At 64.8% G+C, this 21942-nt stretch carries 21 protein-coding genes; 12 read left to right on the plus strand and 9 right to left on the minus strand.

Going from position 1 to position 21942, the window contains the following annotated elements:
* Nucleotides 1-21 precede the first annotated feature (21 nt).
* Nucleotides 22-303, plus strand: a complete 282-nt coding sequence (locus LZ016_RS13060) for a hypothetical protein (RefSeq protein WP_241447900.1) — start codon at nucleotides 22-24, stop codon at nucleotides 301-303.
* Here LZ016_RS13060 and mutS read toward each other — a convergent pair.
* Nucleotides 287-2884 (minus strand): DNA mismatch repair protein MutS, encoded by a 2598-nt coding sequence (mutS, locus tag LZ016_RS13065; RefSeq protein ID WP_241447901.1) that lies wholly within the window; start codon nucleotides 2882-2884, stop codon nucleotides 287-289. The two genes, LZ016_RS13060 and mutS, sit on opposite strands and share 17 nt — an antisense overlap.
* A 67-nt stretch (nucleotides 2885-2951) precedes the next feature.
* On the opposite strand from mutS, the gene LZ016_RS13070 reads away from it, so the two are divergent.
* Entirely contained in the window at nucleotides 2952-5237 is a 2286-nt protein-coding gene (locus tag LZ016_RS13070) for an NADP-dependent malic enzyme (RefSeq protein WP_241447902.1), read from the plus strand.
* Here LZ016_RS13070 and LZ016_RS13075 read toward each other — a convergent pair.
* Complete coding sequence (locus LZ016_RS13075; RefSeq protein WP_241447903.1) at nucleotides 5215-7305, minus strand: RelA/SpoT family protein; 2091 nt, start codon at nucleotides 7303-7305, stop codon at nucleotides 5215-5217. The genes LZ016_RS13070 and LZ016_RS13075 overlap by 23 nt on opposite strands.
* 131 nt (nucleotides 7306-7436) lie before the next feature.
* Here LZ016_RS13075 and LZ016_RS13080 point away from each other — a divergent pair, with 131 nt between their 5' ends.
* Nucleotides 7437-7925 carry a winged helix-turn-helix transcriptional regulator gene (locus LZ016_RS13080; protein WP_241447904.1) on the plus strand — a complete coding sequence of 163 codons (489 nt, stop codon included), beginning with the start codon at nucleotides 7437-7439 and terminating at the stop codon, nucleotides 7923-7925.
* Between the two features lie 57 nt (nucleotides 7926-7982).
* Here the strand turns inward: LZ016_RS13080 and rpoZ are convergent, their stop codons facing one another.
* Entirely contained in the window at nucleotides 7983-8324 is a 342-nt protein-coding gene (rpoZ, locus tag LZ016_RS13085; protein ID WP_241447905.1) for a DNA-directed RNA polymerase subunit omega, read from the minus strand.
* A gap of 138 nt (nucleotides 8325-8462) precedes the next feature.
* Between rpoZ and LZ016_RS13090 the strand changes: the two genes are divergently transcribed.
* The gene (locus LZ016_RS13090; RefSeq protein WP_241447906.1) at nucleotides 8463-9638 is read left to right on the plus strand and encodes a phospholipase D-like domain-containing protein; all 1176 of its coding nucleotides are present in this window, start codon (nucleotides 8463-8465) and stop codon (nucleotides 9636-9638) included.
* A 3-nt stretch (nucleotides 9639-9641) separates the two neighbouring features.
* Here the strand turns inward: LZ016_RS13090 and LZ016_RS13095 are convergent, their stop codons facing one another.
* Entirely contained in the window at nucleotides 9642-10283 is a 642-nt protein-coding gene (locus LZ016_RS13095) for a class I SAM-dependent methyltransferase (protein ID WP_241447907.1), read from the minus strand.
* Nucleotides 10284-10415: 132 nt separating this feature from the next.
* On the opposite strand from LZ016_RS13095, the gene LZ016_RS13100 reads away from it, so the two are divergent.
* From LZ016_RS13100 to LZ016_RS13110, 3 genes are all read left to right on the plus strand, one after another.
* Entirely contained in the window at nucleotides 10416-10844 is a 429-nt protein-coding gene (locus LZ016_RS13100; RefSeq protein WP_241447908.1) for a DUF1489 family protein, read from the plus strand.
* A gap of 70 nt (nucleotides 10845-10914) precedes the next feature.
* Nucleotides 10915-11592, plus strand: coding sequence for a CADD family putative folate metabolism protein (locus LZ016_RS13105; protein ID WP_241447909.1), 678 nt, complete (start codon nucleotides 10915-10917; stop codon nucleotides 11590-11592).
* Between the two features lie 61 nt (nucleotides 11593-11653).
* Nucleotides 11654-12703, plus strand: a complete 1050-nt coding sequence (locus tag LZ016_RS13110) for a hypothetical protein (protein WP_241447910.1) — start codon at nucleotides 11654-11656, stop codon at nucleotides 12701-12703.
* Here the strand turns inward: LZ016_RS13110 and LZ016_RS13115 are convergent.
* The 5 genes from LZ016_RS13115 to dinB form a co-directional block, all read right to left on the minus strand.
* Nucleotides 12696-13388, minus strand: a complete 693-nt coding sequence (locus tag LZ016_RS13115; protein WP_241447911.1) for a DUF4956 domain-containing protein — start codon at nucleotides 13386-13388, stop codon at nucleotides 12696-12698. The two genes, LZ016_RS13110 and LZ016_RS13115, sit on opposite strands and share 8 nt — an antisense overlap.
* 273 nt (nucleotides 13389-13661) lie before the next feature.
* The gene (locus LZ016_RS13120; protein ID WP_241447912.1) at nucleotides 13662-14360 is read right to left on the minus strand and encodes a GIN domain-containing protein; all 699 of its coding nucleotides are present in this window, start codon (nucleotides 14358-14360) and stop codon (nucleotides 13662-13664) included.
* A 35-nt stretch (nucleotides 14361-14395) separates the two neighbouring features.
* Complete coding sequence (locus LZ016_RS13125; protein WP_241447913.1) at nucleotides 14396-15118, minus strand: head GIN domain-containing protein; 723 nt, start codon at nucleotides 15116-15118, stop codon at nucleotides 14396-14398.
* A gap of 135 nt (nucleotides 15119-15253) precedes the next feature.
* Nucleotides 15254-15793, minus strand: a complete 540-nt coding sequence (locus tag LZ016_RS13130) for a CarD family transcriptional regulator (protein ID WP_241447914.1) — start codon at nucleotides 15791-15793, stop codon at nucleotides 15254-15256.
* 220 nt (nucleotides 15794-16013) lie between these two features.
* Complete coding sequence (gene dinB, locus LZ016_RS13135) at nucleotides 16014-17048, minus strand: DNA polymerase IV (protein ID WP_241448377.1); 1035 nt, start codon at nucleotides 17046-17048, stop codon at nucleotides 16014-16016.
* A gap of 209 nt (nucleotides 17049-17257) precedes the next feature.
* Between dinB and sucC the strand changes: the two genes are divergently transcribed.
* The 5 genes from sucC (at nucleotide 17258) to LZ016_RS13160 (ending at nucleotide 21942) form a co-directional block, all read left to right on the plus strand.
* Entirely contained in the window at nucleotides 17258-18463 is a 1206-nt protein-coding gene (sucC, locus tag LZ016_RS13140) for an ADP-forming succinate--CoA ligase subunit beta (RefSeq protein WP_241447915.1), read from the plus strand.
* A 19-nt stretch (nucleotides 18464-18482) separates the two neighbouring features.
* Nucleotides 18483-19232 carry an electron transfer flavoprotein subunit beta/FixA family protein gene (locus LZ016_RS13145; protein WP_241447916.1) on the plus strand — a complete coding sequence of 250 codons (750 nt, stop codon included), beginning with the start codon at nucleotides 18483-18485 and terminating at the stop codon, nucleotides 19230-19232.
* Nucleotides 19229-20158, plus strand: a complete 930-nt coding sequence (locus tag LZ016_RS13150; protein ID WP_241447917.1) for an electron transfer flavoprotein subunit alpha/FixB family protein — start codon at nucleotides 19229-19231, stop codon at nucleotides 20156-20158. The genes LZ016_RS13145 and LZ016_RS13150 overlap by 4 nt, the downstream gene beginning before the upstream one ends.
* Before the next feature lie 7 nt (nucleotides 20159-20165).
* On the plus strand, nucleotides 20166-20711 hold the full coding sequence (locus LZ016_RS13155; protein ID WP_241447918.1) for a hypothetical protein: 546 nt from the start codon (nucleotides 20166-20168) through the stop codon (nucleotides 20709-20711).
* A gap of 406 nt (nucleotides 20712-21117) precedes the next feature.
* A complete protein-coding gene (locus tag LZ016_RS13160) occupies nucleotides 21118-21942 on the plus strand; it encodes a hypothetical protein (RefSeq protein WP_241447919.1) in 825 nt (274 codons plus the stop codon).

Genomic DNA, 21942 nt, shown 5'->3' on the forward strand with positions numbered 1-21942 from the left:
GTCGATCACGGTGAAGGGCGGATGGAAGAGACTGAGAAAAAGACCATCGCCTTCTCGGCCCGCGCAGTCGGCGCAATCGCAGTCGGCTCGGCCGCGATCGGTGCACTGGCGGTGGGCGCGGTCGCGATTGGGGCGCTGGCAATCGGTCGCCTGTTGATCGGGAAGGCGCGAGTAAAGCGCCTCGAGATCGAGGAGCTCAGCGTCCAGCGCCTTCATGTTGCCGGTCAGGAAGTGGCAAAGCTCCCGCAGCACACTCCCGCGCTTCCGGATCCGTCTCCGGACGCGCTTACTCGCGGCCCATGATTTCCTTCAGCCGGTAGAGTGCTTCCAGCGCTTCTCGCGGGCTCATGGCATCTGCGTCCATCGCGCCGAGCGCATCGCGCAAATCGTCGGGACGTTGCTCCTCGGGATGCGCCGCGGCGCTGAACAGTGGCAGATCGTCCAGCCCCGCGGCAATCCCCCCGGTCGCATCGCGCCCGGCTTCCAGCTTGGCGAGCACCGACTTGGCACGAGCCACGACCTTCGGCGGCAGGCCGGCCAGCTTGGCGACCGCAATGCCGTAGCTGCGGTCGGCCGCACCGTCAGCGACTTCATGCAGCAGGACGAGATCGCCCTTCCACTCGCGCGCTCGCACGTGATGAAGCGACAGGCAGTCGAGCCGCCCCGCCAGCCGCGTGAGCTCGTGATAGTGCGTCGCGAAGAGGGTCCGGCACTTCACCTGGTCGTGCACTGCCTCAACTACCGCCCAGGCAATCGCGAGACCGTCGTAGGTCGAGGTGCCGCGCCCGATCTCGTCGAGGATGACGAGGCTCCTCGGCGTCGCTTGGCTCAGGATTGCCGCCGTCTCGACCATCTCGACCATGAAGGTCGAGCGGCCACGCGCGAGATTATCCGACGCGCCGACGCGGCTGAAAAGCTTGTCGACGATGCCGACGGTCGCGCGGCTTGCGGGAACAAAGCTGCCGGACTGCGCGAGCACCGCGACCAGCGCCGCCTGCCGCAGGAAGGTCGACTTGCCGCCCATGTTCGGGCCGGTGATCAGCCACAGCCGGTCGTCCGAGCCGAGCCTGAGGTCGTTGGCGACGAAGCGCTCGCCCGTGTCCGACAGCGCGGCTTCGACGACTGGGTGACGCCCCGCCTCGATCTCAAGGCACGCCTGGTCCTTCATGTGCGGCACAGTCCAGCCGCCTTCGGCGCCGCGTTGCGCGTGCGATGCAGCAACGTCGATGCGGGCGATCGCTTCAGCGCTGGCGACGATACGATTGGCTGACGCAACCGCGAGCGCCGCTAGCTCTTCCGCATGGGCCGCCTCAGCCGCGAGCGCATGCGCGCCGGCCTCGACAACCCGGCTCGCTTCCTCGTGAAGCTCTGGCGAATTGAAACGCACAGCACCCGCAAGCGTCTGCCGGTGCGTGAATCCGCTGTCGGGCGCCATCAGCTTGTCCGCATGCCGCGCCGCGACCTCGACATGATAGCCGAGCACCGCGTTGTGCCGGATCTTCAGAGAGGAAATCTGGGTCGCATCGCGGTAGCGGCTCTCCAGTGCCGCAATCGCTCGTCGCCCGTCCGAAGCGGCGGAACGCAAAGTGTCGAGGGATGGGTCATAGCCTTCCGCGATGTAGCCGCCCTTGCTCGCGTCGATGGGCGGGGATTCCACGAGCGCCCGGCGAAGCTGCTCGACTAGCGTCTCGTGTCCGCTGAGCCGCGGAAGCAGATTGTCGAGCATGGTCGGCCGCTGAGGCTCAGCTGCCAACTCCGCCCGCAATGCATCCGCCGACGAAAGGCCGTCGCGAAGGATGGACAGATCGCGCGGGCTCCCTCGTCCGGCGGTCAGGCGCGCGAGCGCTCGCGCGAAGTCGGGCATCGCTTTCAGCGCCGACCGAACGCGATCGCGGCGGAGCGCGTCCTCGTGGAGCCATTGGACCAGCGCCAGCCGCTGCTCGATCGATCCCTTGTCCGTCAGCGGGGCGGAGATGTCCGAAGCGAGCAGGCGTCGTCCCGCGGCGGTCTGGCAGCGGTCGATCTCGCCTAGCAGGCTCCCGGCAACGCTACCCGACACCGAACGGCAGAGTTCCAGGCTGTCGCGCGTGGCCGCGTCGATCGCCATGTGCGCGGTTCGCGAAACCCGCCGCGGCGCGTCGAGCAGGATGCCTGCACCCTTCTGCGTCGCGTCCAGATAGGCGAGGAGGCCGCCAGCCGCAGCAAGCTCGGCGCGCGTCGGGCTTCCGATTCCGTCGAGCGTCGCAAGACCGAAACGCGCTTTCAGCGCCCGCTCGCCGGCCATGCTGTCGAATCCGCCCTTGCCCGCCGTGATGCGAACGCCAGGCCCCGAGGCGTCGGCGATGGTCTCGGCTGGCGACAGCCGCGCCAGTTCTGACGAAAGCTCCCCCGGCCCGCAGGCGACCAGCTCGAACCGTCCGGTGGAAATGTCCGCCGCGGCGATCGCCCATTCGTCGCCCGCGCGTCCGATCGCCGCCAGCCAGTTGGCTGCCGAGGACTCGAGCAAAGTCTCTTCGGTCAGCGTCCCCGGCGTGACGAGCCGGATGATCGCTCGCTCTACGAGAGCCTTCGACCCGCGCGCCTTGCGCGCCTCGGCCGGGCTCTCCGTCTGTTCGGCAATCGCCACGCGGTTTCCCGCGCGGATCAGTCGGGCGAGGTAGGACTCCGCCGCATGCACCGGCACGCCGCACATCGGAATCGGCTCGCCTTCCGCCTCGCCGCGCTTGGTCAGCGCGATGTCCAGGCAGGCGGCCGCCACCTTCGCATCGTCGAAGAACAGCTCGAAGAAATCGCCCATCCGATAGAACAGCAGAGCGTCTCCAGCCTCGGCCTTGAGCCGCTGGTACTGCTGCATCATCGGAGTGGGTGCGTCGGCGCGCGCCATGACTCAACGGTAGCCGCCCTCGCGCTCCCGCGTGACTCTTTTTTCCGCTCTTCGTAAGGGCAGGGGCATGTCGGAAAGCAACGTCACTTTCTCCGAAGCCGAAGCTCTGGAATTCCACGCGCGCGGCCGTCCCGGAAAAATCGAGATCATCGCGTCGAAGCCGATGGCGACGCAGCGCGATCTCAGCCTCGCTTATTCGCCCGGCGTCGCCGTCCCGGTGCGCGCGATCGCCGAGGACCCGGGCTGTGCCTACGACTTCACCGCGAAGGGCAATCTCGTCGCCGTCATTTCCAACGGCACCGCGATCCTCGGCCTCGGCAACCTCGGGGCGCTTGCGTCGAAGCCGGTGATGGAAGGTAAGGCGGTGCTCTTCAAGCGCTTCGCCGACGTCGATTCCATCGACATCGAAGTTGCCACCGAAGACCCCCAGAAATTCATCGATGCCGTCGCCTTGCTCGAGCCGAGCTTCGGCGGAATCAACCTCGAAGACATTGCCGCGCCCGAATGCTTCATCATCGAGCAGACACTGCGCGAGCGGATGAACATCCCCGTCTTTCATGATGACCAGCACGGCACCGCGATCATCACCGCCGCCGGCCTCATCAACGCCTGCCACCTGACCGGTCGCAACCTCGCCGACATTCGCGTCGTCGTGAATGGCGCGGGCGCTGCGGCGATCGCCTGCACAGAGCTGATCAAGGCGATGGGCGTGAAGGGCGACCACGTCATCATGTGCGACCGCAAGGGCGTCATCAGCAAGGACCGCACCGACCTCGACCAGTGGAAGTCCGCGCATGCGGTCGAGACCGACAAGAAGAACCTCGCCGAGGCGCTGGAAGGCGCCGACGTCTTCCTCGGCCTATCCGCCGCGGGCGCGCTGAAGCCCGAGATGGTACAGACCATGGCGCGCGAGCCGATCATCTTCGCCATGGCCAATCCGGACCCGGAGATCTGGCCTCCGGATGCCCAAGCCGTTCGCCCGGACGCGATCATCGCCACCGGCCGGTCGGACTTCCCGAACCAGGTCAACAACGTCCTGGGTTTCCCCTTCATCTTCCGCGGAGCGCTCGATGTCCGCGCCACGCGCATCAACGATGAGATGAAGATCGCGGCCGCCGAAGCCATCGCCGAGCTCGCGCGCGAGCCGGTGCCCGAAGAGGTCGCCGCTGCTTACGGCGGTCGCGCCCAGAGCTTCGGCCGCGACTACATCATCCCGGCGCCGTTCGATCCGCGGCTGATGGAAATCGTGGCATCGGCCGTTGCGCAGGCGGCGGTCGCGACAGGCGTTGCGCGCAAGCCCATCGAGGACATGGACGCCTATCGCACCCGGCTGCGGGCGCGGCTCAACCCGACGGTCTCGGTGCTGAGCATTGCTTACGAAGCGGCGAAAGCGAATCCGAAGCGCGTGCTGTTCGCGGAAGGCGAAGAGCCGAACGTGCTGCGCGCCGCGATCGCATTCAAGGAAGCCGGTTACGGCACGCCCGTGCTGGTCGGCCGTGAAGAAACATACGAACTGCTGCGGGAAAACGGCGTCGAGGACCCGCAGGAATATGAGGTTCTCAACAGCCGCAACTCGCCGCTCGTCGGCCGCGCAGTCGACTATATCTACGAGAAGCACCAGCGGCACGGCATGCTCCGCCGCGAGATTGAGCGCCTGGTCAATCAGGACCGCAATTACTTCGCCGCGGCCATGCTCGCGCTGGGCGAGGCGGATGCGATGATCACCGGCACGACGCGGCCGTTCAGCCAGTCGCTGAAGCAGATCCGGATGGTCATCGACGACGAGCCCGGTGCAACGCCGCTCGGCGTTAGCGTCGTCGTCTCACGCCACCAGACCGTGCTCATCGCGGACACGGCAGTGACGGAGCGCCCCGACGCGGAGCAACTGGCGTCGATCGCGCTGCGCTCGGCTCAGTTCGCGCGCTGGATGGGCATCGAGCCGCGCGTGGCCTTCATCTCCTACACGACCTTCGGCAATCCGCCGGGCGTCCACATCGAGGAACTGCGCGGTGCGGTGAAGCTGCTCGACGGGATCAAGGTCGACTTCGAATATGAGGGCGAGATGGGCCCCGACGTCGCCCTGAACCACGAAATGCAGCAGCGCTTCTATCCCTTCAGCCGCCTGTCGGGTCCGGCCAACGTCCTCGTCATGCCCGGCCTGCAATCGGCGAGCTTGTCGTCGAAGCTGCTGAAGGAACTCGGCGGAGAGAGCATCCTCGGACCGTACATCTTGGGCCTCGAAAAGCCGGTGCAGATCGCGCCGATGACGGCAACTGCTTCCGACCTCGTGACCCTCGCGGTGCTTGCGGCTCGCGGCGTTCGCGGGAAACCTAAATCCGCTCGACGGAGCTGACCTGATCCGCCGCTCGCAGGGCGGCGATGATCGCATGCAGGTGCGCAAGATCGTGGACCTCCACGTCGAGATGGAACGTCTGGAAGCTTCCGTCGCGGTGGACCAGCGCCAGGTTCACGATGTTGGCGTGCTTCTGGCCGAGGATGCTCGCGACTGCACCGAGCGCACCCGGGACGTCGCGGACGATGACGACCAACCGCGCCGCGCCTCCGTCCGAACCCTCGCCCCAGGCGAGGTCGAGCCAATCGGCGTCGATGCCGCTCGCAAGCGTGTCGCAGCCGATGACGTGAACCTCGATCTCCTCGTCTTCCCGCCGAAGCCCGACGATCCGGTCGCCCGGGATCGGATGGCAACATTGCGCCAGATGGTAGGCGACGCCCGGCGTGAGACCCTTGATCGAGATGGCCGTGCGCTGCGCCAGCGGCCGCGCCGCCACATCGCCGCCGGCTGAGCCGGGCATCAGCGCTTCCATCAGAGCCTCGTCGCTGACCCGCTTGCGAGCGATCGCGATCATCAGCTCGTCCTCGCTCTCGATCTTGAGCCGCTTGAGCGCCTGCTTGATCGCGTCCGTATCCAGCACCGCCGGCAGGCGCTCGACGATCTCCTCGTAGATCTTCCGGCCCAGCTCGACGGTCTCGTCCCGCTCCTTGTGACGGACGAAGCGGCGGACGCCGGCGCGCGCTTTTCCCGTGACGACGAAACGCAGCCACGATGGCTGAGGGTGCTGGGCCTCTGAGACGAGAATCTCGACCTGGTCGCCATTCTCCAGGATCGTCCGCAGCGGCACCACCCGCCCGTTGACCTTCGCCCCGACGGTCCGGTCGCCGAGGTCGGTGTGCACGGCGTAGGCGAAGTCGACCGGCGTTGCGCCCTTGGGAAGCTGGATCAGCTCGCCTTTCGGCGTGAAGGCGAAGATGCGATCCTGGTACATCGCCATCCGCGTATGCTCGAGAAGCTCTTCGGGAGTCTCGGCATGGTCGAGGATCTCGACGAGGTCGTCGACCCAGGGAACGCTGATGGCCTCGGCGGGCTTACCCTCCTTGTACGCCCAGTGAGCGGCAAGGCCGCGCTCGGCCTGCTCGTGCATCTCGCGCGTGCGGATCTGGATTTCGATCCGGGTCTTCGAATCGTGGATGATCGTCGTGTGCAGCGAGCGGTAGCCGTTCCGCTTGGGCGTCGAGATGTAGTCCTTGAACCGGCCCGGAACCATCGGCCATCGCTGGTGGATGAACCCCAGCGCCTTGTAGCAATCCTCGACCCCGTCGACGATCACGCGGAAGGCCATCACGTCGGACAATTGCTCGAAGCTGATGTGGCGCTCCGCCATCTTGCGCCAGATGGAATAGGGATGCTTCTGCCGGCCCATGACCTCTGCGCTGAGGCCGTGGTCCGATAGATAGAGCTGCAGGCCGAGCCCAATGCGGCTGACGAGATCGCCGCCCTTTTCGCTGAGCTGCTGAAGGCGCCGCGTGACCGATGCGTAGGCGTCCGGCTCCAGCACCTGGAACGCGATCGTCTGCATCTCGGTCATCATTTCGTACATGCCTATCCGCTCGGCGAGCGGCGCGTAGATATCCATCGTCTCGCGAGCGATCCTGCGCCGCTTCTCTTCGCTCTTGATGTGATGGAGCGTCCGCATGTTGTGCAGGCGGTCGGCCAGCTTCACCAGAAGCACGCGGATGTCGTCGGACAGAGCGAGCAGGAACTTGCGGAGATTCTCCGCCGCGCGCTCGCTTTCCGATTGCGCCTCGATCTTGCTGAGCTTGGTCACCCCGTCGACCAGCCGGGCGACGTCCTTCCCGAAGAGCCTCTCGATCTCCTCCGGAGTCGCGACCGTATCCTCGATCGTGTCGTGGAGGATAGCGGTGGCGATGGTCTGGTCGTCGAGCTTAAGGTCGGTGAGGATGCCCGCGACCTCGATCGGATGGCTGAAATACGGGTCGCCGCTGGCGCGAGTCTGAGTCCCGTGCGCCTTCATCGAAAAGACGTAGGCGCGATTGATCAGGCCCTCATCGGCATCCGGGTCGTAGGACCGGACCTTCTCGATCAGCTCATACTGTCGCAGCACTCTCCTAAGATGGGCGACCCCACCCTCATTGTGCAAGCGCGAAAGGATTCAGTGGCGTGGCAGGACGGGTATTTGCAATTTCAATGCTTTGTGCTTTGCTTGCGTCGCCGAAAGAGGGGAGCAGGGGCTGATTGGCCAAGGGGAATGCCAAGTTCGTCGTTGACGCGTTCAAGGAAGCGGCGCTTGCGTGTCCGCTCCCGGCTGCCGTCGAGCTGATCGGTGAGAAATGGGCTTTTCTCATCTTGCGGGGCGCGATCAACGATTTGCACCATTTCGAGGAATTCCAGGCTGGCCTTGGAATTGCCCGCAACATCCTCTCCGACCGTTTGGCGAAGCTCACCGCCGGCGGAATCCTCGAGCGGACGCCGGATCCGTCCGACCGGCGCAAGGTCATTTATACCCTGACGCCCAAAGGCGAGGCGCTGATGCCCGTGGTCCTGGCGCTTCGGCAGTGGGGCGAGGAGTGGGGTGGCGGCCCTGCCGACGTCGTGCTTGTCGATCGCGAGAAGGGGCGCCCCGTTAGGAAGATCTGCGTCATGTCCGAGGATGGGCGCGTGCTGAGCTCGCCCGATGATCTCGTTTGGGCCCCACGGTCGGACGCCGAGGGTAGAGCCGCCTAAGCAAAAGAAAAGGGTCGGCGAACCGGCCCTTTTTGATTCGGAAATCGAAGCCGCAGCTTACTCGTAGTCGCCGCCGCTGGGCGACGGGCGCGGCGGAGCGGCAGCCGTCAGGCGAAGCGCCTCGGCGGCATCGCTGAGGGACGCCAGCTCTTCCGTCTCGTCCTCCTCGTCGATGCGAACACGCTGCAGGCCGTTGACGATCGCCTCTTCGAGGTCGTTCGGCTTCACGGTCTGCTCAGCGATCTCGCGCAGGGCGACGACCGGGTTCTTGTCGCGGTCGCGATCGATCGTCAGGTCGGCACCCGACGAGATCTGGCGCGCACGCTGGGCGGCAAAAAGGATGAGGTCGAACCGATTGGAGACCTTGTCGACGCAATCTTCGACCGTAACGCGAGCCATGTGGCGCTCCGAAATCCTGAAATGGAATGGAAGAGGCTGGCGATTAGGGGTGTGGACCCCGAGAAGTCAAGGATTGTGCGTTGTCCGGCCATGCCGTGACAGCTTGCGCCGCACCCTGCCGACCGGCAGAGCTAGAGCATGGCGGCCCAGCCCAATTCGACCAAAGCCTCGGACCAGCCGATCCGCGCGACCGTCGAGGGCAATCGGCTGGAGCTGATCGAGAGCGGGGCCGCCCGCCTCGAAGAGCTGATCAAGATTATCGGGGAGGCCGAGGAAAGCCTCCGCATCATCTTCTACATCTTCGCCAGCGACGAATCGGGGCATCGGGTACGCGATGCCTTGGTGGAAGCGGCGGGCCGCGGCGTCCGCGTACGGTTGCTTGTCGACGGCTTCGGCTGCTCGACGGCCGAGCCCGACTTTTTCCAGCCGCTCCGGGACGCAGGCGGCGACTTCTGTGTCTTCAATCCGCGCTACGGCGCGCGTTACCTGGTCCGCAATCACCAGAAGCTTGTCGTCGCGGACCGGCGCGTTGGGATCATCGGCGGCGCCAACGTCCAAGACTCCTATCTGTCCGACGAAGGGCCGAAGCACTGGCGCGACCTTTGGCTGCGGATCGAGGGTCCCGCGCTCGATGCACCCTGTCGCTATTTCGATTCGCTGTTCCGGTGGACGAAGGGCAAGGATTCGAAGCTTCGCGCGCTACGCCGCATCGTGAAGCGCCACAGCCAGATGGCGGGAGAGCTTCAGTGGAAGTTCGCCGGTCCGATCAGCCGCAAGCATAGCTGGCCGGCGGCCCTGGTCCGCGAGCTTTCCGAGGCCCGCAACGTCGACGTGATCTCCGCTTACTTCTCCCCGCCGGGATCGCTGCTGCGGCGGTTCGGCCGGATCGCGCGCAGGGGCCGAGTCCGCATCATCACCGCGTCCAAGTCCGACAACAATGCGACAATCGCGGCCGCTCGCCATACCTACAGCCGTCTGCTTCGCCGGCGGGTGCAGATGTACGAATACGAACCCGCGAAGCTCCACACCAAGCTCGCGATCGTCGACGACCTCGTGCACATCGGCTCGTCGAACCTCGACTTCAGGAGCCTCTACATCAACCTAGAGATCATGCTGCGGATCGAGGATGCGGGCTTTGCCGCCGACATGCGGCGTTATTTCCAGCATGAGCTAGCCGACAGCGAAGAGATCACGATCGCCCTGCACCGCCAGCGGGCAACCCTGTGGCGGCGGTTCAAATGGACGATTTCGCACTGGCTGGTGACGGCACTGGATTACACGGTCACGAAGAGGCTGAACTTCAAGGAAGCGTGAAGCTCAGGCTTCGCCGTTCTTCTTCCACGCCCAGAACAGGGTCGCGGGCGGGACGTTGATCCACTCGAAGCCGCGATCGAGGCGGTCGAAATGCGGCGCGATGAAGTCGCGGACCTTGGGGCTGAATTGGTAGACCAGGAACGCGCCGCCCGGACGGATCGCCTTGGCCGTGGCTTCGGCAATCGCGTCGCCGACGCCCGGCGGAAGGGTCGAGAAAGGCAGGCCCGAGACGACATAATCGGCCTTGTCGAAGCCACGGTCGGCCAGGATCTTTTCTACGTCCGCAGCCGATCCGGTCACGGCTACCAGCCGCGGATCGTCGATCGATTCTTTGAGGTAGCGAGTGAAATCGGCGTTGGTGTCGATGGTCAGCAGGGTCGCATCGGGGCCCAGCTTTTCCAGGATCGGGCGCGTGAACGTACCGACGCCCGGGCCATATTCCACGAACAGCTTCGTGTTTTCCCAATCGACGGGCCCCAGCATCTTCTCGATGAGCACCCGGCTTGACGGGATGATCGAGCCGACCATCACCGGATGTTTCAGGAAGCCGCGAAGGAACTGCCAGTGCGGGCTGGCGCCGCGTCGCGCTGAACGGCGGACTAGGCGGCGGGGGCCCTTGAGGGTCCGGGCAGTCGAAGTGGGCATCGGTGCTCCAAGAAAAAGCGGCTGGCTCCGTTCGCAAATGCGCCGCCGCTTGGCAAGGTTCCGCACCGCTGATGCGATGAGTGGCGAACTCGACGGAGCGCCGCGCTTCGTCGCTACGGTGCGCCGAAGTCGTTGAAGTCACGCCTCTTCCGGCACTACATCGAGGGCGTGCCGCAGCTCCATCTCACAAAGGTCGCGTTCGGATGCCGCGACCTCGACGCCCTCCGTTCACGCGTCGACGCGCGCGCGGAGCAGGGTGAGGTCCGCGTGGTGACTCGCATGCGGCCCAAGCGCGCGGACGAGCTGGTCGGCGGCAATCTCTACTGGATCGTCAAGCACCGGATCATCGGCGGCCAGCGCATTCTCGCGTTCGAGGATCGGCCCGACGGGCGAATCAATATCGTCTGCTCCGGCGAGCTCCAGACGGTCGCCCCGATCCCCAAGCGCGCGCACCAGGGCTGGCGCTATTTCGAGGCCGAGATCCCGGCGGGGGATGAATCGGGCCTCGCCGAGCTCCCCGCGCAATTGTACGGACGACTCGCGGCGTTAGCGCTCGTCTGATTGCGCGCGTCGGCTTGCCGACGTTTTCGCTGGCAGCTATCTCCCGGCCTCCAACAGCAGGAGGCCCATGATGACCACCCTTTCCGTTTCGTCTTGCATCGATTCGAAGGTGGCCGAACGGGCCATGCTGAGCCATCCGTTCTACCAGGCGTGGACCGAGGGACGGCTGCCGATCGAGACCCTGCGCGACTATGCGCGCCAGTACTTCCACCATGTCGAGGCTTTCCCGCGCGCCGTTAGCGCCGTGCACAGCGCCTGCCCGGACCGCGACGGCCGCCGCATGCTCGCCGAGAACCTCGCCGAGGAAGAGGGTGTCGAGGTTGGCAAGCAGGATCATGCGACGCTGTGGATGATGTTCGCCTGCGGGCTGGGCGAGGATGAATCGGCCGTGCGCGGTCAGCAGCTCAATGCCGAGACGCAGGGCCTCATCGACACTTTCCGCAAGCTGTCGCGCCGTTCCTACGCTTCCGGCCTCGGCGCGCTCTATGCGTACGAGAGCCAGTTCCCGGGTGTCGCCAGCGCCAAGATCGAGGGTCTCATCGACCGCTACGGCATCGAGGACGAGCAGACGCTGCGGTTCTTCCGCGTGCACGAGGGCGCGGACGTCGAGCACAGCCGCGTCTGCCGCGAGCTTCTCGACCGCCTTCCCGAGTCGGAGCGCGAGGAAGCCGTCGCAGCGGGCGAAGAGCTGGCCGTCGCGCTGTGGAACTTCCTCAGCGGCGTTGAGCGGACCGCCACCGTCCACTGATCGCCCGATTGACAAGGTGCTGAATTAGCGGCCCCTTTGCCGTGCTCGTTGGAGGTGCGGCATGGGGGCACGCCTTGCTCTTGCATTTGCGCTGGCAGTCACTGCCGGACCGGGGGCCGCTGCGCCCAAGCCGCCCACGCGGTTGTTCACGGACGATGCGCCGATCCACATCGCGCTGAAGGGCGCCCTAGCGAGGATCGCGGCGACGCCCGCTCCCGCGCGCACGGCTTACCCGGCGACCCTCAGTCTGATCTCGCCAACTGCCGAGCAGCACGCTGTCCAACTCTCGCCTCGCGGTCTTGCGCGTCGCACGAAGACGGTCTGCACCTTTCCGCCACTTCGCGTCGAGTTCACCGCCAAGCCCGCTGACACATCGCTGTTCGAGCGTCAGCATCGCCTGAAGCTGACCACCTATTGCCGGGTTACGGCCGGACATCAGCAGCACGTGCTCCTCGAATATGCGGCCTACCGCCTCTACAACATCCTCAGCCCGATCAGCCTCCGCGCCCGCCTCGCGACGGTCGACTATGTCGATCAGGACGGGCGGGGCACGATCACGCGGACCGGCTTCTTCGCCGAGGATCCGGGCGACGCCGCCAAGCGAAACGGACTCTTCGAAGTGAAGATCATCGCGCGCGTTGCTCCCTCGGCGATCGATGCGACGGCTGAGGCTCGCGCGGCCATGTTCGAATATATGATCGGCAATCTCGACTGGTCGATGCGCGGTGTCCACGCGGGCGAGAGCTGCTGTCACAACTTCAAGCTGCTCGGCGCGACTGCCAATGCACAGTCCGGGCTGATCCCGGTGCCATACGACTTCGACTACTCGGGCCTGGTTAACGCGCCTTATGCCGTGCCGCCCGAGGGCATACCGGTCCCCTCGGTCCGCGTGCGTAGGTACCGTGGCTACTGCATCCACAATGCACAGGCGCTCGCTGTGGCCGCGGAGTTCCGGACGAAGCGCGGCGAACTGATGGCCGTTCTCTCTACGACTCCGGGTCTCGATGAAGATCGCAGGCGGAAGGCGTCAGCCTATCTCGACGACTTCTTCAGCGACATTGCGACCGACGCGGACGTCACCAAGCGCCTGCTCAAGACCTGCATCAACTAGGGTCGACGGCTTCCTTGTCGACCGTCTTTCTCTCAGTCGCTTCCTTAGCTTCGGCTGCCGCCTCTTCAGGATCGCAGTCGATCATGTAGCGCTTCTTGAGGCCTCGCCGGTCGCCATAGTCCGTCACCCAAAGGCCGAGGAAGACGTAGTTGAAGGCGACGGTCATCACGATGGCCAGCTCCAGCGCGCCAATCCCCGCCGACAAGCCGATGCCGACGGACAGCAGGATGAACAGCGCGTCGCCCGAACTCTTCAACGAATTGCGAAACCGGACGGCCGCTGCGATCCCGGCGATTGAGAAGGCCAGCGCGAGGGAGTTCTGAACGATGATGATGATGCTGGTGACGACGATCGGCAGGATCACGATCGTGTCGACCAGCGACTGATCGTAATCCTCGGGATTGCGGATCGCGATGTAGACCCAGCTGACCGGCAGCGCCGTCAGCAGCGCGCCGAGGATGGTGATCACCAGCCAGTAGACGGTCCCGCGCAGTCCGCTAGAGGGGGTCGCCAGCGGTGCGAAAACCTCGTCGACAGCCGGACGGGTCTTGGCCATCAAGGCCTCCACCCCGCCGAACGGCATGTAGTCGCGAAGGTTCGGAAAGAGCTGAAGCGCGATCAGCACGATAATCGTGACCGCCAGATAATAAGCGGTAAGCTTCGCGAAGAGTCGAAGCGCCAGCACGACCGGCATCCTGACACAAAAGCCGCGATCCGCAACGGCTGTATGAAAAAGCGCAGCCGCCTCGAAGGAAACGGCTGCGCCTGGTCACTTGGAAATCCTAATTTACGCGCGATCAATCGCGCGACGTGCGCGCACTCAGAACAGGATGATCAGCAAAATGATCAACAGGATGAGGCCGCCAATGCCGATGTACATAGTTTCGCTCCCATCTTGCTTGGCTTCGTGACTGTAACGAACTGCCTGGGAGCCGGGTTCCGGCGGATCGGCGCGCTGTCAGCACCCCGTGACGGATGCTGAGCCCTGAGCGGTCACCGTGCAGGAGGGGCCTCCGGCAACGTCGATGGTGGCGGTGCCGCGCGCATCGACCTTCAGCGTGCCGCCGACGTTGGCCTTGATCTGTGACGGGCCCTCGGCGCCGATCGAGGCGTCCTTCACCTGGAGGTTCGTCGCGTCGAGCGAGGAGACGCCCCGGATGATGGCGGTCAGCTTGGCGGCCCGGCCGGCGAGCGTTGCGCTGCCCGTTCCGCTGATTCCGACCTTTAGCTGGTCGACGTCGGCATTGCCGATGGCCACCGAGCCTGCGCCCTGCAGGTCCACGCCGAACGAGAGGCCGCGCACACGATCAATCTGGAGCGTGCCTGCGCCATTGAGCCAGACCTGCGACAGGTCATGCGTGCCGACGATGATCTCCGCGGGACCGACGCTCTGACCAGGGTAGCCACCCCAGCTCGACGCACTGGAACGCACGACGAGCGTGCTGCCTTGCACGTCGACCGAGACGCGATCGAGCGCTGCCGAGGAGCCCGATGCCTTGGCGAATGGCGCGACGCCTGTCCTCAGCGTAACCTTGAATGGCCCGTCGACGCGGATGCGCTCGAACGAGGTGACGGAGAAATTGCGCTCGGTCGCCAGTGCCGGCGAGCCGGCCAGCGCGGCGGCGGAAAATGCGAGGAGGGCGGCGATGGTCTTCATGCCGCTCTTCTCACCCGAACAGGGTTAATATGTCACTAGGAGCAGCTAACGTTCCCGGCTCCTGCCTTGGACACCGAGCACTTCGCTCCGCCGGTCAGCCGAACGTCGCCGGCACCCATGATGCTGACGCTCGCGGTCTTCGAAGCATGGCCGTCGACGTCGCCGGAGCCGGCGATCGAAACGGCCGCCGTTTCCGCCTGAACGCCTTTCGCGTCGATCCCGCCTGACCCGGCGATATCATAGGAAGCTTGCTGGGCTCGACCGCCCATCAAATGGGCATTGCCTGCGCCGGCGATGCTGACTTTCAGACTTTGAACCTCAACATGCTCGACGCGCAAATCACCGGCGCCGGCGACCGCACCGTCAAAGCTGTTCCCGGCGACGCGATCAATGTGGATATTGCCCGCCCCGGCAAGCTCGGCCGCGCGAAGCGTCGGCACGGTGACTGTCAACTCGACCTTGCCGCGGGAGCCATGGCCCCAATTGAAGTGCTTGTCCTTGGGGTGGATGAGCAAGCGCCCGTCCTTCACTTCGACGATCAACCGGTCGAGGACATTCTGCCCGCCCTTCGCGTGAACGCTCGGCGCGCTTCCCGTTCGGATATTGGCGTCGTAGGCCCCCGCCAGCTCGACCCGGTCAAAGTCGCCGACCTTGTAATCGCGCTCGGTCGTGGGGCCCGCGTCCGCGCTGCGTGCTTCGGTGCAGCCGACGACGCTCACTGCCGCTGCTGCCAATCCCACCATGATCGCCTTGCGCATCAACGCCTCCCTATCTGTGTTATACAAGCAATACACCTAGGTTGCTGGCCCGTGCAAGGCGGAAAAGCAATGTGCACAAAGAAAAAGGGCGCACCCGGATGGGCACGCCCTTGATCTGTTCAGAAGCCAGACGCCTTAGGCGTTCGCAGCTTCCTTCGGCTTGTGGTGGATCACCGCAGCCTTGTTGAGGATGTCGAGGATCTTCGCCAGGGCAGCCTTCTCGTCGGTCTGCTCCATGGCGCCGAGCTCACGCGCCAGGCGCGAGGACGCGGCTTCGAAGATCTGACGCTCGGAATAGCTCTGCTCCGGAGCGTCGTCCGGGCGGAACAGGTCGCGAGTCACTTCCGCGATCGAGGTCAGGTCGCCCGAATTGATCTTCGCCTCATATTCCTGGGCGCGACGCGACCACATGGTGCGCTTCACCTTGGGCTTGCCCTTCAGGGTCTCGAGCGCGTCCTTCATGGTCTTGTCGCTCGACAGCTTGCGCATGCCGACCGAGTCCGCCTTGAGGACGGGGACCCGCAGGGTCATCTTCTCTTTTTCGAAACGGAGCACGTAGAGGTCGAGGCGGGTGCCAGCGATTTCAGTGCTCTGGAGTTCAACCACGCGGCCAACACCGTGCTTGGGGTACACCACATAATCGCCAACGTCGAAGCTAAGCGCCTTGGCAGCCATTGCTATCCTTTCCGTTGAGGCAGAAAGAGCCGACACGCATTCTCGCATCGTCCCCCAAAACGACCCGTGGTCGCGGCTCTTTGCCTTGTTCCGGTCCTGCTAAAAAAATCGGCCACCACTGTTAGCGGTAACCTCTGTGACAATTTTATATCACAACTGATCTCTAAAAACCAGACCGAGTCGATTCTATCCCCAGTATCATCCCCAGCTAATTGCTGTTTCAGATGGCGAGCCCCAGTTGACGGGCGGGCTCGGCCCCGTCCTCCGTAAGATTATGTAGTCCGAGGCCCAGCAGCCGGATGCCCTTCGGGACAGGATGAAGCGCCGCCAGAAGCTGCTGACCCGCAGCCTCAAACGCAGACCGGTCGAGGGGGGTTCCAAAGCTGCGCGAACGTGTGATCATCTCGAAATCGGCGAATTTGACCTTGAGCGTCACAGTCCTGCCGGCGACTCCTGCTCGCTCGATCCGGTCCCAGGCATAACCCGCGATGCGGGCCAGCTGGGTTGCGAGCTCATCGGGCTCGCGAAGATCGGTGTCGAAGGTTCGCTCCGCGCTGACAGACTTGTACGGCCGGTCCGAGCAGACCTCGCGATCGTCGATCCCCCGGCAGATCCGCCAATACCAGCGTCCGGAACTCCCGAATCGGGTCTCAAGCTCGGCCAGGCTGCGCTCCTGCAAGTCCGCGCCTGTATGAATGCCGAGGCTCTCGAGCTTGCGCGCAGTTACCGGTCCGATGCCGTGAAATCGTGAGACGGGGAGCGCGGCGATATAGGCGTACGCGCGGTCCGGCGTGATGACGCACAGGCCATCGGGCTTGTTCTGGTCGGAGGCGAGCTTGGCGACGAACTTGCAGTAGGACACGCCGGCCGAAGCGGTGAGCCCGGTTTCGTCGCGGATGCGCCTCCGGATCTCCTCGGCCGTCGCCCGGGCCGTTCCCAGACCCGCTCGATCCGACGTTACGTCCAGATAAGCTTCGTCGAGGCTCAGCGGTTCGATCAGGTCGGTATAGTCGGCGAAGATCGCCCGGATTTGCTGCGACACCGCGCGATAGACGTCGAAGCGCGGCTTCACGAAAATGATGTCGGCGCACCGGCGCTTCGCGGTGACCGAGGGCATGGCCGAGCGGACGCCGAACTTGCGAGCCTCGTAGCTCGCAGCCGCGACGACTCCGCGATGACCACCCCCAACCGCAACCGGCTTGCCCTTCAGCTCCGGCGCATCGCGCTGCTCCACGGACGCATAGAAGGCGTCCATGTCGATGTGGATGATCTTGCGTACGGGCTTGTCGGACTCGGACACGGTCCCAAGTGTCTGTCCTACAGCACTTGCCTGAGTCTAGCGTTGGATGCGGGTCTCGTGCGCCGGGCAATCTAAAGTCGCTGCAAAGGCGCCGCTCTCCGTGACTTTTGTGACTTTATGCCTGCCTTCCATTCTGCAGCCCATGTGCTTAAGGGCAGCCCGCGATGAACATCCACGAATACCAAGCAAAAGAGCTGCTCGCGAAGTACGGCGTGCCGGTCCCGGCTGGCCACGCGGCGATGAGCGTCGATGAGGCGGTCCAGGCCGCGCAACAGCTTCCCGGACCCCTGTGGGTCGTGAAGGCGCAGATCCACGCAGGCGGCCGCGGCAAGGGCAAGTTCAAGGAACTCGGCTCCGATGCGAAGGGCGGCGTGCGTCTCGCCCGTTCGATCGACGAGGTCCGCGACAACGCCGAGGAGATGCTCGGCAAGACGCTGGTCACGATCCAGACCGGCCCGCAGGGCAAGCAGGTCCAGCGCCTCTACATCACCGATGGCGTCGACATCGCGAAGGAATTCTACCTCGCGCTGCTCGTCGATCGTGAGACCGGGCGCATCGCTGTGGTCGCCTCCACCGAAGGCGGCATGGACATCGAAAAGGTGGCCCATGACACGCCGGAGAAGATCGAGACTCTGACCATCGATCCGGCCACCGGTCTGCAGCCTCACCACGGCCGCGCGGTCGCAGCGGCTCTCGGGCTCACCGGAGACCTCGCCAAGCAGGCCGGCAAGCTGATGCCGCAGCTCTACAACGCGTTCGTCGGCACGGACGCTTCGCAGATCGAGATCAATCCGCTCGCCGTCACCGAGGACGGCAAGCTGCTCGTGCTCGATGCGAAGGTCGGCTTCGACAACAATGCCGAGTTCCGCCATCCGGAGCTAGAGCAGCTGCGCGACCTCACCGAAGAGGATCCTATGGAGGTCGAGGCGTCGAAGTACGACCTCGCCTACATCAAGCTCGACGGGAACATCGGCTGCATGGTCAACGGCGCCGGCCTTGCGATGGCGACGATGGACATCATCAAGCTGAACGGCGCCTTCCCGGCCAACTTCCTTGATGTCGGCGGCGGCGCTTCGAAGGAGAAGGTCACAGCGGCCTTCAAGATCATCCTCAGCGATCCCGAAGTGAAGGGCATCCTCGTCAACATCTTCGGCGGGATCATGCGCTGCGACATCATCGCGGAAGGAATTGTCGCGGCGGCAAAAGAAGTGTCGCTGAACGTCCCGCTAGTGGTTCGCCTCGAGGGGACGAACGTGCAGCAGGGCAAGGACATATTGGCGATGAGCGGACTTCCGATCGTCGCCGCCAACGACCTTGGCGACGCCGCGAAGAAGATCGTCGCGGAGGTCAACCAGGCGGTCCCCGCCTGACCATTCTGGGAGCAACGCAATGAAGGTGCTGGTCGCCGTAAAGCGGGTGATCGACTATAACGTGAAGCCGCGCGTCAAGATGGACGGGACGGGCGTCGATCTCACCAACGTGAAGATGAGCATGAACCCTTTCGACGAAATCGCCGTCGAAGAGGCAATCCGCCTGAAGGAAAAGGGCGTCGCGACGGAGATCGTCGCCGTGTCCATCGGCCCGGCCAAGGCGCAGGAGACGCTGCGCACCGCACTGGCCATGGGCGCCGACCGCGCGATCCACGTGACGACCGATGAGGAAGTCGAGCCGCTCGGCGTCGCCAAGCTCCTCGCGAAGATCGCCGGCGAGGAACAGCCGCAGCTGGTCATCCTCGGCAAGCAGGCGATCGACGACGACAACAATGCGACGGGCCAGATGCTCGCCGCGCTCCTTGGCTGGCCGCAGGGCACTTTCGCGTCGAAGGTCGATCCGTCTGGCGGCGAAGTCAGCGTGACTCGCGAGGTCGACGGCGGTCTCGAGACCGACAAGCTGAAGCTTCCGGCGGTGATCACCACGGACCTTCGCCTGAACGAGCCGCGCTATGCTTCGCTGCCAAACATCATGAAGGCGAAGTCGAAGCCGCTGGCGACCAAGACTCCGGAAGAGCTCGGCGTCGACATCGCGCGTCGCCTCGAAGTGCTGAAGGTTACGGAGCCCGCCAAGCGGCAGGCCGGCGACAAGGTCGGCTCGGTCAATGAGCTCATTGGAAAGCTGAAGACGCTGGGGGTGGTGCAGTGAAGACTCTCGTCTACGTCGAGCATGAGGGCGGCCAGATCAAGGACGCCACCCTCGCCGCGGTGACCGCCGCATCGAGGCTGGGCGAAGTCCACGCGCTCGTGGCCGGCAGCAATGTCGGCGCGGTCGCGGACGCAGCCACCAAGATTGCGGGCGTGGGCAAGGTCCACGTCGCCGATGGCGCGCACCTCGATCACGGCCTCGCCGAGAATGTCGCGCCGGTCGCGGCCAAGCTGATGGAGACGCACGACGCGTTCGTCGCTCCGGCCACGACCACGGGCAAGAACCTCGCTCCGCGCGTCGCTGCGTTGCTCGACGTGATGCAGATTTCCGAGATTCTGTCGGTCGAGGACGAGAACACGTTCACCCGCCCGATCTACGCCGGCAACGCCATTGCCACCGTTCGGTCGAGCGATGCCAAGAAGGTCATCACGATCCGCGGCACGGCCTTCGCCAAGGCTGAGCGCGAGGGCGGCAGCGGTTCGGTCGAACAGGTCGACGCGGGCAGCGATGCGGGCAACAGCAGCTTCGTCGGCCTCGAAGAATCGAAGAGCGATCGGCCGGAGCTAACCAGCGCCAAGATCATCGTCTCCGGCGGCCGCGCGTTCGGGTCCTCGGAGCAGTTCCACTCCCTACTCGATCCGCTCGCCGACAAGCTCGGCGCCGGCGTCGGCGCGAGCCGCGCCGCGGTCGATGCGGGCTATGCCCCGAACGACTATCAGGTCGGGCAGACCGGCAAGATCGTCGCTCCCGACGTCTATATCGCGATCGGCATTTCCGGCGCGATCCAGCACCTCGCCGGCATGAAGGACTCGAAGATCATCGTCGCGATCAACAAGGATGAGGAGGCCCCGATCTTCCAGGTCGCAGACATCGGCCTGGTCGGCGACCTCTTCAAGATCGTCCCGGAGCTGACCGAGAAGCTCTGAACCCAAGGTGCCCGCTCGTCCGCGTCGCCGGCTGAGCCGCCGCTGGTCGAAGGTCTCGAAGCGCTTCGGGATCGCAGGGCTCGCATTCGGTGCTTGGGGACTGTTCTACCCTCGGCCGCTTCCGCTCGTCGTCCCGCTGCTGGCGATTACGCCGGTCATCGCGGTGATGGCGTCACTGGCGTCGAACCGGGAACTCGATCCTTTCGACGAGCCGGAGCGGGCATTTGGGCTGGCAACGTTTTGTCTGCTTCCCCCGATCTCGCTGAGCCTCGTCGACCTGCGGTTCTTCCCCTTACTCGAAGGCTGGCGCCTCTTGGGTTTTGGCGCCGTGTCGGGAGTGATCATCGGACTGCTCTATCTGAAGGTTCGCCCCGCCACGTTTATCGAAACCCGTACATCCATTTGGCAGCAGATTGCGGGATGGCTCGGCGCGATCGTTTACGGCTGGATACTGGTCGTCGCGGCCAATGGCCTCGGACCGCAGGGCGCGCGTGCCGTGTACAAAGTGCCGATCCTCAAGATGCGCGTCGAATCCGGCAAGAACACGAGCTAATACCTGACCCTGCCGCCGTTCGGACCCGTCCGGGAAATGGACGAATGGAGCGTGGCCGGCGAGTTCTATCGTCGGCAACAAGTCGGCGGGAGCGTCTGCATTTCGATCTACCCCGGAGCCCTGGGCGAACCCTGGTATGAGCCGCACCGCTGCGCCGTTTAAGACCCATTCAGCTGTAAGTCCTTTCGCAACCTCGCTCCGGTAATGCTCCGGAACGATGGCACAGTTGCGTAGGCCTGCCGCGATCATCGCGGTCTTTGTCGGGTGCGGGCTCCTGTTTGCCTGGCGCGGGGCCGATGCCGCTCGCGACTGGGTGTCAGGAATTTCCCAGGTTGGGGATCTCGCAAGCGAACTGGACGAACCTCGGCGGTCCTCCCGGCCAGCGGAGCCCCCGAAGCCCCTCTTCGTGGCCGATCCGGGTGGCACTCCACGAGACGGTTGCTTTCCGGCGTCGTCGATCAGGGGCGCCCGCGTCGTTCTCGCGGGCGCTTACGAAGGCAACCGGCAGACCGATCTTGCCTTCGAAGGTTCTGGCGATGCGGTCGGCAGCGTGGCCCTTCTGGCCGATAAGCGTGGGCCGCCGCTTTTCCTCATCGTGTCGGGTCATGACCCGGTGATCTGGGACTTGGCTGATTTCCCGACCTCGCGCCTGCGCGGCGTTCTCGTGACCGGCTACGATCCCCAAGGGGTCGCTCACCTTCCGGCGTCCATACCGTTGCGGTTCGCCGTTGGTCCGAACGGCAGTCCCAAATGCGGTTCGTTCGAACAGGCCTACGAGACGGGCAATGGCCTGCGGCAGTTGCGAGCAGGAATCCGCCGGGCGCTCGGCGTCGGCCTGTCGAATTTCGCAGGAGCCTACGATCCGACGGCTCTTCACGTTGAAGGCGGTTCAACGGAATCGAGCGGATCGATCGTGATCAAGGCCGAAGACGTGAAGGCCAGCGCGCCGCTGCAACGCACAGGGTTGTTCGCTGGAGATCGTGGACTGGCACAGTTGGTGAACGCCGGCGCAATCCGGCCGGCAACCAAGGGGGATCTTGCCAAGTGGCGCACTGCCGGGGACGGAATGGGCGCCTATGTCGTAGAGCGTCAAACCGACCTACCGCGTGACATGTATGGCGCGAATTCCCGAACGTTCCTTGTGCCGCGCGGCGTTCCGATGCCTCGCGATCCCGGCAGTCATAATCGGATCCTTCGCGAAGACGGCGGCTGCACTGGTCCGGCCTGCTAA

It is taken from the genome of Sphingomonas telluris (assembly GCF_022568775.1).
Lineage (GTDB): Bacteria > Pseudomonadota > Alphaproteobacteria > Sphingomonadales > Sphingomonadaceae > Sphingomicrobium > Sphingomicrobium telluris.

What these genes read in the sequence shown, in the direction of transcription:
- LZ016_RS13060 (WP_241447900.1), top strand. Translation starts at nt 22, where the DNA reads ATGGAAGAGACTGAGAAAAAGACCATCGCCTTCTCGGCCCGCGCAGTC.
- mutS (WP_241447901.1), bottom strand. Translation starts at nt 2,884, where the DNA reads ATGGCGCGCGCCGACGCACCCACTCCGATGATGCAGCAGTACCAGCGG.
- LZ016_RS13070 (WP_241447902.1), top strand. Translation starts at nt 2,952, where the DNA reads ATGTCGGAAAGCAACGTCACTTTCTCCGAAGCCGAAGCTCTGGAATTC.
- rpoZ (WP_241447905.1), bottom strand. Translation starts at nt 8,324, where the DNA reads ATGGCTCGCGTTACGGTCGAAGATTGCGTCGACAAGGTCTCCAATCGG.
- LZ016_RS13090 (WP_241447906.1), top strand. Translation starts at nt 8,463, where the DNA reads ATGGCGGCCCAGCCCAATTCGACCAAAGCCTCGGACCAGCCGATCCGC.
- LZ016_RS13095 (WP_241447907.1), bottom strand. Translation starts at nt 10,283, where the DNA reads ATGCCCACTTCGACTGCCCGGACCCTCAAGGGCCCCCGCCGCCTAGTC.
- LZ016_RS13105 (WP_241447909.1), top strand. Translation starts at nt 10,915, where the DNA reads ATGACCACCCTTTCCGTTTCGTCTTGCATCGATTCGAAGGTGGCCGAA.
- LZ016_RS13110 (WP_241447910.1), top strand. Translation starts at nt 11,654, where the DNA reads ATGGGGGCACGCCTTGCTCTTGCATTTGCGCTGGCAGTCACTGCCGGA.
- LZ016_RS13120 (WP_241447912.1), bottom strand. Translation starts at nt 14,360, where the DNA reads ATGAAGACCATCGCCGCCCTCCTCGCATTTTCCGCCGCCGCGCTGGCC.
- LZ016_RS13125 (WP_241447913.1), bottom strand. Translation starts at nt 15,118, where the DNA reads ATGCGCAAGGCGATCATGGTGGGATTGGCAGCAGCGGCAGTGAGCGTC.
- LZ016_RS13130 (WP_241447914.1), bottom strand. Translation starts at nt 15,793, where the DNA reads ATGGCTGCCAAGGCGCTTAGCTTCGACGTTGGCGATTATGTGGTGTAC.
- dinB (WP_241448377.1), bottom strand. Translation starts at nt 17,048, where the DNA reads ATGGACGCCTTCTATGCGTCCGTGGAGCAGCGCGATGCGCCGGAGCTG.
- sucC (WP_241447915.1), top strand. Translation starts at nt 17,258, where the DNA reads ATGAACATCCACGAATACCAAGCAAAAGAGCTGCTCGCGAAGTACGGC.
- LZ016_RS13145 (WP_241447916.1), top strand. Translation starts at nt 18,483, where the DNA reads ATGAAGGTGCTGGTCGCCGTAAAGCGGGTGATCGACTATAACGTGAAG.